The sequence below is a fragment of the Syntrophomonas zehnderi OL-4 genome, assembly GCF_000983115.1.
GTDB classification, from domain to species: domain Bacteria; phylum Bacillota; class Syntrophomonadia; order Syntrophomonadales; family Syntrophomonadaceae; genus Syntrophomonas_B; species Syntrophomonas_B zehnderi.
In genome coordinates, this window is sequence record NZ_CGIH01000050.1 from 20,746 (window position 1) to 34,642 (window position 13,897).

The following is a 13,897-nucleotide window of genomic DNA, read 5'->3' on the forward strand; positions in this document are numbered from 1 at the left end:
CCCCGCCTTTTCCGACGTCCATGGATGGACTAGTGCAGCGGTGCCACGGATGGCAAAGAGCTGCCAGCATTCTGAATACTTCCAGGCGAAACAAGTCTATGAGGCTTGAAGCATCCGGTGCAATCCCTATCATAAATTCTCCATCCCTGGTAAAACAACCGTCTGTGGCTATGATGTGCAAGTGCGGGTTGAAGTTTAAAAAATCCCCAAAGGTCTGCACGGCTATTACAGCACCTGGTTCAGGGTCATCTAAAGAAACCCCCTGTTTAAGGTAAAGCGATAAGACCTTCCAGGCGCACCGGCTTAATTTGGACAGCAGGCTGCGATCATACATAAAATAGCGCCGTAGCCTTTTAGGAATGCTAAAGACCCATTGGCGGTGGGGCACTTGTTTGAGTACTTCTGTATGCAGGAATTCGCCAAATTCGATAACCCGTTTTTGATGGCAGGATGGGCAAAAGTACCGGCGTTTGCAGGAAAATGGCAAGAGGTATTCATGCTGGCAGTCATCACATTTGACCCGGGCAAAACCAAGATGGAGGTCGCCGCAGTCCAGGTATTTATAAATGACGTCCAGTATATAAGGCCGCCAATAACCATAATCCCTTTGATACCTGTCATCCCATACGCCTGCCAGTTCTTCAAAATGTGCTTCTACACACTGGTAATACTGGTTTTTACGAGGGGTTCGGGGATTATATACCTCAGCCTTCACAATACGGGCAGGTATCATGTGTAATCACCCCTAAACAGAACATGTGTTCTATATAGGGTACCGTAATTTACCACAAATATCAAGGACTGTTGTCGGGTGGCTAATGTTAGGTGAGACGAATAGCGACAGCGCTCTAATCAATCTTTTCTGGCATCTCCGGTCCCGCACCTTTTAATCTCGCGCCCGGAGCTCCGGAGGAAACGGCCTGGGTCTTTCACTGGTAATGGTAAAGAAAATCATCGATCTGCATGACGGGCGGGTAACGATCGAGAGCTTGATAATTCAGATGCCAAAGGACTTTCATTGGGATTAGTCCATTTGACGAATAAGTGTAGATGTTTGTTAGGTTACCGCTGCCATCGGTTTCATATAGCACCTGGATGCTGTTGCTGTTATGTAACAACCTCATCGGCAGTAGATTTTGATGCATTTAGACGAACTGTAATTGAGTCATAAATGTAGTGAAAAAAGGTGGACAAACATTGTAACCATGCCTTTGTTCGCCCACCCTTTTCTAAGAAGCCTATAGAGACAATGAACCTATACCTCTAATCTTTAGGAGTTTGCAATTAAAAATAATAATCCTTACCGATGCGGATTACGCTTACGCCCGCGAACTGCACCAACAGTATCCAGATATCCCCATGGTATTGCAGGTGTGCAACGAACCCGGTCAAGACAACTACGAAAGCCTTATGAGCAAATACCGGGCTTTGGTAAACAAGCTAACCCTGGACAGCAGTATAAGCGACAATGTGCGAGCATTACCCCAGCTGCACGTTCTGCCTTGGGGCAACCGCCCCGGCGTATAGATGTTGCTTTTCAAGCTCCAGTAACTTCTTTTTTACTTCCAGGCCACCAGCGTAACCTGCCAGACTTCCGTCCGCAGCAATTACCCGGTGGCAGGGGGTTACGATCATAATGGGATTTCTATGGTTGGCCATGCCCACGGCCCGGGCGGCATTGGGCCTCCCTATCATCTGGGCAATCTGCTTATAACTGCGCGTTTCACCGTAGGGTATCTTGCGCAGAGCTTCCCAGACACTTTTTTGAAATTCCGTTCCTGCGGCTGTGAACGCAAAATCAAATGTCTGGCGTTGTCCTGCCAAGTACTCCTCCAGTTGCCGAATGGCTTTTTTCTGCAGGGGTGTTTCCTGCTTATTATCGTTTCCTGGTACTTGTTCATCTGCCAGGAATATCTCGGTAATAACGCCATCGCTATCCGTTATTCCAATCAGCCCTATGGTGGTTCGGTAAAAAGCTATATGTTGCATACTCTTACCTCCGCTTTAGTCTAGCCTAATAAAGGGTATAATTCATTTTCTTCCCTCTCCACCCGGTTGGCCAGCACCGCAAAGACCTGTTTGGTTTCCTGAATGAATCCCTCCAGATTATTCTCAATCTTGCTGGCTGTATTGTATTTTGATTTATAGTCGGAGTAGGCCTTGGTAACTTCCATCATTTCAGAGATATAAGTTTTGGCAAATGCCTGCAATGATTCATCGGGATGATTCAGCAGGGGCGGGTACAGGTATTCATCTTCATTCATCAAATGTATCCTGAGTTTGCCGGCCATGGCATTCATGGTTTGAACAATCTCCTGAATATTTTGCTGCACTGAAGCATTTTCAATATTGTCAAGTATGTATTTTGCCTGGTTCATTATTTCACTGTGTTGTCTTTTCAAATTTGCAATATCCATCGTCTTGCCTCCCCAATATTTTTAACTTATATACCAAAATGGCGGGTTGGTTGACAACACCTTAAATCTAGGATAGTTTAGAGGTGTCATCAATCCTTCCCCGGCACTTGTACCGGGTTTCAGTTATGTGCAAAATGAAGCTTTCGGTTACCATGGTTACATTTAATTTAACACACTACTACTGGGCTGGATATAACTTCCACCACTTTTACATTATCTGTTTCTAATTATAATATATTTGCGTAAATTATATCCATGTCCATTATATACGGAATCAGGGGGAGAAAACGTGTTCATTGATATAAAACACGAACAAATCTGCTTTTTTAAAGCATGGGAGCAGTTCATTGCAACCGGGGAGCTAAACCCCGGCACGATACGAACGGAAATTGCTGATTCCTGGCAAAGATGTTACACCGCCCAGGTCGACCCCTGGGCTGATATCTGTCATGATATTCTTAACACGCAGCAACTAAAGGATTTGCGCTCCCAAAACCATGAGTTAATTGATATTGCTCATCCCTTCATGGTTCGACTCTATAAATTCGTGGCCGGCTCTCAGTTTATTGTCATTCTGGCAGATAATCGTGGTTTTATTATGGATCTGCTGGGAGATGATGAGACATTATTTAATGCTGCCCAGCTAAATCTGGTTGCCGGGTCAAACTGGATGGAGGAAAAGGTTGGCACCAATGGAGTTGGAACCTCTTTGAAACTTAAAAAGCCGGTACAGATTTCGGGATCGGAGCACTATTGCCGTTATGCACATAGATGGACATGTTCAGCGGCACCTATTTTTAATGATGACGGACAGATTATCGCTGTCCTGCAATTGTCGGGGCCGATGCAGTCAGCCCATTTACATACCCTGGGGATGGTGGTGGCGGCTTCTGAAGCTATCAGTGATCAGATAAGGGTAAAACGCCAGAATGAAGAATTACGACTTTTAAATAGTCGTCTGATTGATATTTTCCAAACCGTTTCGGATGGAGCTATTATTATCGATAACCGGGCTATAATTACCGAAAGTAACCCGACTGCACAACAAATATTAGGCCGGCAGTTGGTTGGTTGCAACATAAATGATGTCTTTGAGCCATCCCGGCAGTTTGACGAATTACTTTGGGCATCCCGGGCGTTTGCAGATTTGGAGCTGCAGGCTTATGGAAGCAGAGGAGCGTTATACTGCTTGGTAAGCGGAAAACCAATAACATATTCAGATGGGAAAAGCAACGGAGCGGTTATTTTTTTTAATCCCATCCACAAAGTAAGGAGTCTGGCTAATAGGTTTAGCGGAGCCGAAGCCACCTTCCATTTTAATGATATAATTGGTCAAAGTGAGGGAATCCGTGCGGCAATCCAGGTTGCAGTCAAGGCCGCTGCTAATACCAGCAATGTTCTTATAAGCGGCGAAAGCGGTACCGGCAAGGAAATTTTTGCCCAGTCGATTCACAATGCCAGCCCGCGGCGTGAGGGGCCGTTTATTGCCATCAATTGTGCTGCCTCGCCGCGTGAATTGATTGCCAGTGAGCTGTTTGGCTATGTAGAGGGAGCCTTTACAGGAGCCAGGCGGGGAGGCAGGCCCGGCAAATTTGAAATGGCCTCCGGGGGAACACTTTTTCTTGACGAAATCGGCGATATGCCTCTTGATCAACAAGCTACCCTGCTCAGGGTTTTGCAAGAAAAAAAGGTAACCCGAATTGGCGGCGATAAAGTTATCCCGGTTGATGTCCGGATAATATGCGCCACCAATAAAAATCTCCTAGAAGAAATAGAGAAACATAATTTTCGCCAGGATCTTTTTTACCGCTTAAATGTTATTTTAGTATCGATACCTCCCCTACGGGAACGTCCCGAAGACATTGATCTGCTGTTTAATTATTTATTACAAAAAATAAGTAAAAGGCTCAATACCCCCGTAGTCTACGTTGAACCTGGGATTAAAGAATACCTGCAAAAGTACAATTGGCCTGGAAATGTCCGGGAATTGGAAAACGTTATCGAGAAAATGGTTATTCTGAATAATAATCAGACCCTGAGTTTAAAAAGCCTGCCATCAGGAATAGCTGCGTTAGGCTCAGCATCAACTGCCAACACGGTTTATACCAATAATTTAAGTAATAATACTAATTCCAGAGCAGAAGGAATGAGCGCACTGCTGGCCGAACGGCAAACAATCATTGATTTATTAAAAAGCCATAACGGCAACATAAGTAAGGTGGCGCGGGAAATGGGACTATCTCGCAACACTGTTTATCGTAAAATGGCTTTCTATGACATTTCCCGAACCCAATCCTTTGATTGATTATACCTTAACAAACACACCCATCCAATCCTCAGCTTTTTTTACCTCACTATAAACCGCAACCACCTGTTAATAAACAGAAATAATACCATCCCCCTTTTGTTCACATCTGTAATTTAATTTTCAACAACTGTTGCAAATTTTGAAACACTTAATGTCGACCCGTTGTCAGCTCTGCCTATTGACAAATTGCCTCAAAAACCTATTTTACGCGGTTGGGGAAATGACAGCTTCGGTTTGGCATAAAAATTGCTTTTAACTAAGACAAGATGTTTTTTCAATCAACAAAAAAAATATGCAACAAGGGGGGAAAACAGCGTTGTTTGATTTAGCCATATTGGCTTGATAAGGGGAGGTATTGCGATGAAGAAACCTATGGACAAGAATTACAAACTATTTATTGATGGCAAATGGGTTGACAGCCAAGAAGGCCAGACCTTTAATGCTTACTGTCCGGCCAACGGTGAACTGCTGGCCACCTGTGTCAATGGTAGTCGGGAAGATGTTGACCTGGCTGTAAAGGCTGCTTGGAAAGCCTTTGCCAGTTGGAAAAATACCAGTGCCGCTGAACGGGCTGCTTACCTTTTAAAGATTGCCGATCTGATTGAAGAACGTTCCGAACTGCTGGCTATGACTGAAACCCTGGATAATGGCAAGCCCATTCGGGAAACCAGAGCTATTGATATCCCTTTTGCCGCTGATCATTTCCGTTATTTCGCCGGTGCCATCAGAGCTGAGGAAGGCCAGGCAGTAATGCTTGATCCGAGCACTATGAGCATTATCCTGCGAGAACCTATCGGGGTCGTGGGACAGATTATTCCCTGGAACTTTCCTTTCTTAATGGCAGCCTGGAAAATAGCCCCGGCTCTGGCCGCCGGCGATACGGTAGTTATTAAACCTTCTTCCGAAACATCACTTAGCTTGTTGGAGCTGGCTAAAATATTTGCCGAGGTATTGCCTCCCGGCGTAGTTAATGTTATTACCGGCAAGGGATCCACCACTGGCAATTACATTTTGGAACACGAAGGCTTCCGCAAACTGGCCTTTACAGGTTCAACCGAGGTTGGCTACAACATCGCTGAGGCTGCTGCTGAAAAGCTAATTCCAGCCACCCTGGAACTGGGGGGAAAATCCGCCAACATTTTCTTCTCGGATTGTAATTGGGAAAGAGCCATAGAAGGGGCTCTGCTGGGAATCCTATTTAACCAGGGGCAGGTATGCTGTGCCGGCTCACGGGTATTTGTCCAAGAAGACATCTACGACAAATTCCTGACCGCCCTGGTAGACAGATTTGAAAAAGTAAAAGTCGGTCTGCCCTGGGAAGATTCTACCCAGATGGGTAGTCAGATCAATAATGGACAGGTAAATATTATCCTAAACTATATAAATATCGGCAAAAATGAGGGTGCCCAAGTACTTACCGGTGGTTATAAGATTACCGACCAGGGTCTGGACAAGGGTAATTTTGTTAAACCGACCATCCTGGCCGATGTAGACAACAAGATGAGGGTAGCCCAGGAAGAAATCTTTGGTCCGGTTGTCAGTGTAATCAAATTTAAAGATGAGCAGGAAGTAATCGCCATGGCCAATGATAATGAATACGGTTTGGGTGGGGCCGTATGGACGCAGGACATCAACCGCGCCCTGCGGGTAGCCAGAGGGATTGAGACCGGGCGTATGTGGATTAACACCTATAATCAGATTGCCGCCCACGCACCCTTCGGCGGTTATAAAAAATCCGGTATTGGCCGCGAGACCCATCTGATGATGCTGTCCCACTATACCCAGTGTAAAAATATTTATTTGAGTATGGATGAGGGCGGGTTCGGCTTATTCTAAAGGGACCAGACATCGATTCACAAGCAATCCTAACCATGCCCGGCACTCAATTAATACAAAGTGCCGGGCATTACTGTTTAACGTTCTAGGCTGGCCGATAGCCTTCTGGATTTTGTCTTTTTAGGGCTGTATTTACCAACAATACCCTGCGCAATCCGCAGTATTTCTTCGCGCAATTCAACCGGCGCCAGCACCTCTACTTCAGTGCCCCACTGCATTAACCAACTCTGCATCTCTAATAATCCACAAACTTCAAACTCCAATATTACCGAACCATCGGCACATTCTTCAGCAATACGCTGGCTGGGATGATAATGCAGATTTTTTACTCTAAAGGCAACTCGGGGAGAAAACTTCAGCCTCACCGTTTCAATCTGATCATTGTTGAAAACACCCCAACTGTAGCCGATGTGCTCGGCCAGTGAAAATTCAGGTGGATATATGAATTTCTCGCTTTCACGCACGTTCAGGCTGGTTATTTGATCTACCCGAAAAGTTCTAACTTCACTGTTTCCTTTCCTACGGGCGAAAAGATACCATACATTCCTTTTGGAGACCAAACCAAGAGGTTCAGCTATCCTTTCAGACTTTTCACCCTCATTGTTTATATAACCGATTTTGATTCTTAGACAATCACCCACCGCCCGGATTAATTTACCCAAAACATTACCGAATTCCTGGGGGTTAGAAAGGGTGTCGCCTAATACGTAAATCCTTTCATTAAGCAGTCGAGAACGTTCGGGAAAATCTTTGAAGAATGCCTTTTCGATTTGCTCCTTAGCCCCCAAGGTGGCTTGATCCAGCAGGGTATCCTGATAGAGCAGCATACTGACATAAACAGCAGCCGCATTATCAGGACTAAGTTTGGGAAGATATTTGTCACGCAGGCAATACTTTTTAGTGTTTTCCGAACGATCTATCCAGATTCTTAACTTTTCAAACTCCTGCATATCCCGGTAAATCATCCGCCGTAATGTGTCTGCTTTAGGTACACGCCCTCCACCATCCATATACAATTCCGTATATACATTCATTATGGCGTCAAATGTCATGCCCCCGTCAGGAATTGCGTTATGCAGACACCAATAAAGATAGAGCAGTCGCTCAGCCAGTTTGGGAGCATCCTTTTGCCGAGCAGGATTATCCCTTAAGAAATCCATAATTTCACTTAAGGTTAACCGTTGACCATCTTTTTGAACCAGGAACTCCCCATTTACGCATATTTCCGAATCATTACTCAAACCCGACAGTAAGCTGTAGAGGCTGGCTTTACCCATATTTATTTCTTCCATCAATTGTTCTTGATCTAAATCAACGTTCTCAAGAATATATTTTCTAAGCCTAATGGTATTGCCCGCCATTGTTGCCGTACGGTTTCTAAGCACTTGCCTCCCCCTTCCGCATACTTACAAAAAAGAACCCTCCCCTTGATTTGCTGTAATTCTGCTGCCTATTACCAACGTCAGCAAAGCCAACAGGGAAATAGTTATCGCACAATAATACCCCATATTAAGACCCCGATCCAGCATAAAACCGCCTAACATCGGGCCAATTGCCCGTCCCAGGCTGTCGTACCCGTTTAATATACCCATAGCAGAGCCCTGCCCGGTTACAGTCCGCTTGGAAACTGCCGCCGATACAGAAGGGCGCATCAGACCAACCCCAGCGGAGAAAACAGCCATGAAAGCAATCGAGGTAGGGATATTATACATAAAAATAAACAGACCAAAGCTGATCCCCATTAGAATGATACCGGTGGCGGCAGTCTTTTCTTCGCCCAAGCGATTAATCAACCTTCCTACCAAAAACCCCTGCACAAGTGCCATGACAATCCCAGCCGCCGTAAATGCCCAGCCGATATCACGCGCAGTAAAGGCTAGCTTCTGCTCAGCAAAAAGCGCAAATGTTCCATGATGGATCGACTCTCCGATGCTACCCAGGCATATAAACAGGAACAGGACTACCAGGGGTGTCTTTAGCCCATCCAGCAAGGAAGCCCTTTCTACTTTACTGATGACCCGGTTTTCATTTGCCAAAGACTCAGGCAGAAGGATATAAACGGAAATCGCATTCGCCAGAGCCAATAAACCGGCAAAAACGAAAGGGAAAGCCAGCGATATGCTGGATAATAGTCCACCGATAGCCGGGCCAAAAACCATTCCAATTCCCATGGATGCACCGATCATTCCCATCGCCGAGCCGCGTTTCTTAAGACTGGTAGTATCTCCAACATACGCCATGGCAGTGGGCATCGTTGCACAGGCCAAGATTCCACCGACAATACGAATCACGTATAGCATCCAAAGCTGCGTGGCAAAACCAAACAGGATAAAAGTAACGGAATAACCTAAAATGCCGAGCAAAAGTACCGGCTTTCTCCCTACTTTGTCAGAATAAGCTCCCCAAACCGGAGCAAAAATGAACTGACAGACTGCGTAAACGGTAATCAACATTCCCAACTGAAAGGCACTGGCCCCCATTGATTCTGCGTAATAGGGTAAAACCGGCATAATAATACTAAAACCTATTCCCACTAAAAAAATAGTGGCAAACAAGACAACCATACGCTTACGATTGTCATTTGCGTTAATCATTTTTGTTCCCCCAAATTGCATTTTTTCTTAAAATTTCATATATATCAGTCTACTCTTTAACCCCCTAATCTGCAATTAGGAAGCAAGGAGGACGTGCTGATTCCTAGATGTCTTCTTTTATCCGGTTGAGAATCTCCTGGCGGGATTTGCCTTCCAGCTGCATTTCAAAGCACTGATCCATTATTTTGCGAAATTCTGGGCCGGGCTTCAGCCCCAAGGCAATTAAATCCCTGCCCTGCACATAAGGGGTAATCCCCTTTTCCGGATCCAATCCCAGACGGGATATCCTGTCATTTAACCATTCCTGTACCGGGGCAAAATCACGTTCCTGGCCTCTGCCCTTAAAATCAGCTTCAGCCAACAGTAATAATTCCCGGACATTTACCCGGTTAACCAATTTACGGATGGCCTTGTCGCTTACCTGATCCCGGCTTTTATAAAGTAAAATCGGGTGCATATGTTCCCGAACCAGTTTGCTGACACCTATAATCAGACTTTTAGAGGCATTCAACTGGTTTAGAAAAATGCGGGCCAGCTTTTCTCCCTCCACGTCATGCCCGTAAGCAGTAATTTTACCGTTGCGGCTGCAGGTAGTGGTAGGTTTGCCCAAATCATGCAGGAGGGCTGCAAACATCAATACTTCCTGATCCTGGGATTTTATTTTCAGGCGGGCACAGATATCTACTACCTGCAAAGTATGTTGCCAAACATCGCCTTCGGGATGGTTAAGGGGGGATTGTTCACAACCTATTAAGCGAAAAAGCATGGGATGCCGACATTTTAGTATCCCCGTTTCCTGCATGTAGCTGAGTCCTAATGAAGGCTTATGAGCTAAGAGCAGTAGTTTGCTTAATTCTGCTAATATTCGCTCCGGTTTAATATCATCCAGATTGGTTTGTTTCATTAATTCCAGGGTAGTAGTCTCTATACTGAAACTAAACCGGGCGGCCAGTTGTACTGCCCGATAAACCCGCAGAGGGTCAACTGCAAATACGTGCTCGGTAGTATGGCGAATAAGCTTATTGTCAAGATCTTTTCGGCCATCAAAAAAATCAAGTATCGCACCGCTTAGAACATCCATCATCATAGCATTAATAGTAAAATCGCGCCGGGCGCAAGCCTCCCGGTAACTGATCTGCGGCGTTTCCGGCAGGGTAAAATCCCATTTGGGATTATGGCGGATTTTTATTACCGGAAAGGACTTGCCTACTACTATAGGTTGTCCATAGGTTGATAAAACGGAAATCAATTCATCCTTATTAAGGCCAAAGACTTCCAGGTCGATGTCCTTGCCAAGTTCAGCTTGGCCTGTTAGCAGGTAGTCACGGACGTAACCGCCGGAATAGAAGACTCTCCCCCCCTGGTTCGCTATATCCCAGGCAATATTGTTGAGCACTAATCCCACTCCTTCTTTGGACTCTGCATCGGCAGGAAAGTTTTGCGGAAACTTTTTTTCCTACAGGTTTGAATTGTATACCGGCTGATTTTTTCTCATATCTCTCTCACCTTTAGGGGGAAAATGGTTTTTTGCTCTGTTATAGTATTTTCCCGCTGCTAACCGGCCTAATCATTTAAACCCTTAGGGACTGTTGAGCAGTTCTGTCTGCCTGTGCAGGCGGATTAGACCATTTTCCATGAATAGTAAGGGATGATTGGCCAGCATATTGGACTAATTCCCTGAAAAAGGCAGGAGGGGTTTTGTCTAACCCGAAGATCTTTATATACGACTGCATATAATTGTATATCAGGTTTGAAGTAATAGGGTGATATATTATAAACTTTTTTATATAGTTTTAAGGGAAAATTTTATATAACTCTTGTCATATCGCTGAGTCTCCGAATTTAATCGGAGAGCGGGGGACCCATTTTTAGGGGTGAATCTGGATTTTCCAGTAGGGCTATCCCTGGCCCGAATCCGTCAGCTAACCTCGTAAGCGTGTAAGGGAGACCAGGGTCAATTATTTTTGATGGCCAAAGGCTTCTTCCTTTGGCCATTTTGTTTTTTGCCTACTTAAAATAATAGTAAAAGCTGGACCCGGGTCTTTCGCAAAATCATATTCCTTCTTAAGGAGTATCTTAACAAAGGAGTGATGAATTAAGGAAAGACCGGATTTTGGAGATTCTAAATTATGACGATAGAATCAGGAGTGATCAGTTATAAAAGCCAACAATAATTTATCATCTGAAATTTACTTAAGGCCTCCGTCCGAAGAGGATGGGAAAAGTATCTGGGATCTGGTTAAGTCTACCCGGGTGCTGGATTTAAATTCTGCCTATAGTTATCTGCTGTTAACTAAATATTATTGTGATACCTGTGTTGTTGCCGAAGCAGATGGCAAAATAGTGGGGTTTGTTTCGGCTTTTCAGCCCCCCCGACAAGCGGAAGTAATTTTTGTCTGGCAGGTAGCAGTAGATGAAGAATTTCGGCGCCGCCGGTTAGGTCTTAATATGTTAAAGCACCTGTTGGCAAGAGAAATCTGCAGTAACTGCCGTTATCTGGAGTTAACAGTCAATCCCTCTAATCATGCCGCATTCAATCTGTATTACCAGCTAGCCCATGATCTTAAGACATCCTGCGTGGAAGAGGAATGCTTCCCTTCCCGGCTGTTCCCAGGAGAAAAACACGAAGAAGAAGTTATGTTGCGCATAGGCCCTTTGATATAAACCTAAACGCGATATGACCCCAGACACGAAAGGAGATGTTTTCGTGAATAATTTAAAAATATTTAATGATTTGGAATCTGAAGTACGAAGTTACTGCCGCAGTTTTCCAACGGTTTTTACTCAGTCAAGCGGCTACCGGCTTCGGGATGATAAGAACAAAGAATATATAGACTTTTTTTCCGGGGCTGGAGCCCTTAATTATGGCCATAATCCTCCCCAAATAAAGAAAAAACTGATAGAGTATCTAAGCAGTGACGGTATAGTACATGGCCTTGACATGGCTACCGAAGCCAAGAAAGAATTTTTAGAGCAATTTAACCAGGTTATTCTAAACCCTCGTAAAATGAAATATAAGATAATGTTCACCGGTCCTACCGGTACAAATGCAGTGGAAAGCTCATTGAAATTAGCCCGTAAGGTTACTGGCAGAGACAGTATTATGTGTTTTACCAACGCTTTTCACGGCATGACTTTGGGTTCTCTGGCCATAACCGGCAACGCTGGTAAACGCCAGGGAGCAGGTATTCCCCTGGGAAATGCAGTTTTCATGCCTTATGACGGATATTGGGGCGACAGTGTTGATACCGTTGATTATATCCGCAAGTTTCTTGATGATAGTTCCAGCGGAGTTTCCTTGCCGGCAGCTATTATTCTGGAAACACTCCAAGGGGAAGGTGGTTTGAATGTAGCTAGTTATGAATGGCTGAGACGTTTAGAGGCTCTCTGCCGGGAAAAAAATATTCTCCTGATTGTCGATGATATTCAAGCAGGCTGCGGCCGCACCGGAACGTTTTTCAGCTTTGAGCCGGCAGGTATTAACCCGGATATTGTTTGCCTCTCCAAATCAATCAGCGGTTATGGGCTGCCTATGGCGATTACCCTGATTAAACCGGAATTGGACATCTGGTCGGCAGGTGAACATAACGGTACCTTTCGGGGACATAACCTGGCCTTTGTAGCTGCCACCGAAGCACTTAATTATTGGAAAGACGATACACTATCTAAACATGTCAAAAATATGGAAAAGGACATACATGATTTCCTGGCCGACTTAGTAGAAGAACACCCGGAAATTAAGGGCGAAGTCCGAGGCAGGGGTTTTATGCAGGGTATAGCCTGCGGAGTTGATGGATTGGCTGTAAAAATCTGCTCATCTTCCTTTACTCGCGGTTTAATTATTGAGACATCAGGTGCCAAAGATGAAGTAATTAAGGTCATGCCTCCTTTGACCATAGACGAGACCGGCCTGATGGAAGGTTTAGATATATTGAAAGACAGTATTGAAGATATAAAGGTGCAGTCATTTATCAACTCTAAAAGGAAAAATATCCCGAAAAAAAGGCATTTGCTGGCTTCAAGTGCTTACTAACCACCCACGGCTTAAGGACATAACCACTTTGAAAATAGTTGCGTGATATGGACGGGGAAACTCATTCCCCAAAATAACTTTAAGGAGAAAGATATTATGATCGTTAAACAGTTGGAGGATATTGTTGGCAGCGAAAGTGATATTGATACTGACACCTGGAGAAGTTTCCGAATCCTTCTAAAAAAGGACGGTATGGGCTTTTCAATGCACCATACGGTTATAAAAGCCGGTACAGAAACTTATATCTGGTACAAAAACCATGTGGAGGCAGTGTACTGCATTCAGGGAAGCGGTGAAATAGAAGTTCTTGATAATAATAAGATCTATCCAATTAAAAATGGCACGCTTTATGCCCTCAACGGACATGAAAAGCATAAACTGCGGGCCAAATCCGATATGCATATGGTTTGTGTCTTCAATCCGCCCCTCACCGGCAGGGAGATCCATCAGGAGGACGGTTCCTATCCGCTGTTAGAAGGGTAGTAAGATTCCAGATAATATATACGCCATAGATTAAATTAAGTCCCATACCCCGCAAAAACCACCAAAATAGTAATACCAAAAAATAATAATAAAACCATCTATTGATAGATTTTTTTCTATCAATAGATGGTAACATGGTAGATATTATGGTGCGGCGGGCGGGACTTGAACCCGCACGCCTCTCAGCATGCGCCCCTCAAACGCACGTGTCTGCCGGTTCCACCAC

Annotated in this window: 12 protein-coding genes, 1 pseudogene and 1 riboswitch; of the genes and pseudogenes, 7 read left to right on the forward strand and 6 right to left on the reverse strand. The window is 44.7% G+C overall.

Annotated features, from left to right (window positions below; all coding sequences use genetic code 11):
- The coding region (locus tag AAV90_RS13050; protein WP_242847575.1) for a transposase zinc-binding domain-containing protein at positions 1-733 on the reverse strand (733 nt) is incomplete at its 3' end.
- 157 nt (positions 734-890) lie between these two features.
- Here AAV90_RS13050 and AAV90_RS15530 point away from each other — a divergent pair.
- Together AAV90_RS15530 and AAV90_RS13055 are read left to right on the forward strand one after the other, a co-directional pair.
- A pseudogene (locus tag AAV90_RS15530) lies at positions 891-1,028 on the forward strand (sensor histidine kinase); the annotation flags it as partial.
- A gap of 250 nt (positions 1,029-1,278) precedes the next feature.
- Entirely contained in the window at positions 1,279-1,527 is a 249-nt protein-coding gene (locus tag AAV90_RS13055; protein ID WP_046499918.1) for a hypothetical protein, read from the forward strand.
- Here the strand turns inward: AAV90_RS13055 and AAV90_RS13060 are convergent.
- Positions 1,480-1,989, reverse strand: a complete 510-nt coding sequence (locus AAV90_RS13060) for a methylated-DNA--[protein]-cysteine S-methyltransferase (protein WP_046499920.1) — start codon at positions 1,987-1,989, stop codon at positions 1,480-1,482. The genes AAV90_RS13055 and AAV90_RS13060 overlap by 48 nt on opposite strands.
- Before the next feature lie 20 nt (positions 1,990-2,009).
- Complete coding sequence (locus tag AAV90_RS13065; RefSeq protein WP_046499921.1) at positions 2,010-2,417, reverse strand: hemerythrin domain-containing protein; 408 nt, start codon at positions 2,415-2,417, stop codon at positions 2,010-2,012.
- Between the two features lie 289 nt (positions 2,418-2,706).
- Between AAV90_RS13065 and AAV90_RS13070 the strand changes: the two genes are divergently transcribed.
- Positions 2,707-4,722, forward strand: a complete 2,016-nt coding sequence (locus AAV90_RS13070) for a sigma-54-dependent Fis family transcriptional regulator (protein WP_046499922.1) — start codon at positions 2,707-2,709, stop codon at positions 4,720-4,722.
- 363 nt (positions 4,723-5,085) lie between these two features.
- Positions 5,086-6,561, forward strand: coding sequence for an aldehyde dehydrogenase family protein (locus AAV90_RS13075; protein WP_046499923.1), 1,476 nt, complete (start codon positions 5,086-5,088; stop codon positions 6,559-6,561).
- A 77-nt stretch (positions 6,562-6,638) separates the two neighbouring features.
- On the opposite strand, the gene AAV90_RS13080 is transcribed toward AAV90_RS13075, so the two are convergent.
- The 3 genes from AAV90_RS13080 to AAV90_RS13090 all read right to left on the reverse strand — a co-directional run bounded on the left by AAV90_RS13080 (position 6,639) and on the right by AAV90_RS13090 (position 10,551).
- Positions 6,639-7,946, reverse strand: coding sequence for a helix-turn-helix transcriptional regulator (locus AAV90_RS13080; RefSeq protein ID WP_052729799.1), 1,308 nt, complete (start codon positions 7,944-7,946; stop codon positions 6,639-6,641).
- Between the two features lie 21 nt (positions 7,947-7,967).
- Positions 7,968-9,155 carry an MFS transporter gene (locus AAV90_RS13085; protein ID WP_046499926.1) on the reverse strand — a complete coding sequence of 396 codons (1,188 nt, stop codon included), beginning with the start codon at positions 9,153-9,155 and terminating at the stop codon, positions 7,968-7,970.
- 103 nt (positions 9,156-9,258) lie between these two features.
- Complete coding sequence (locus AAV90_RS13090; protein ID WP_046499928.1) at positions 9,259-10,551, reverse strand: CCA tRNA nucleotidyltransferase; 1,293 nt, start codon at positions 10,549-10,551, stop codon at positions 9,259-9,261.
- A 420-nt stretch (positions 10,552-10,971) separates the two neighbouring features.
- A riboswitch (cyclic di-AMP (ydaO/yuaA leader) is annotated at positions 10,972-11,107 on the forward strand.
- Positions 11,108-11,342: 235 nt separating this feature from the next.
- Between AAV90_RS13090 and ectA the strand changes: the two genes are divergently transcribed.
- From ectA to AAV90_RS13105, 3 genes are all read left to right on the forward strand, one after another.
- Entirely contained in the window at positions 11,343-11,819 is a 477-nt protein-coding gene (gene ectA, locus AAV90_RS13095; RefSeq protein WP_046499930.1) for a diaminobutyrate acetyltransferase, read from the forward strand.
- 43 nt (positions 11,820-11,862) lie between these two features.
- Positions 11,863-13,188, forward strand: coding sequence for a diaminobutyrate--2-oxoglutarate transaminase (ectB, locus tag AAV90_RS13100; RefSeq protein ID WP_076982664.1), 1,326 nt, complete (start codon positions 11,863-11,865; stop codon positions 13,186-13,188).
- 96 nt (positions 13,189-13,284) lie between these two features.
- Complete coding sequence (locus AAV90_RS13105) at positions 13,285-13,671, forward strand: ectoine synthase (RefSeq protein WP_046499932.1); 387 nt, start codon at positions 13,285-13,287, stop codon at positions 13,669-13,671.
- Positions 13,672-13,897 lie beyond the last annotated feature (226 nt).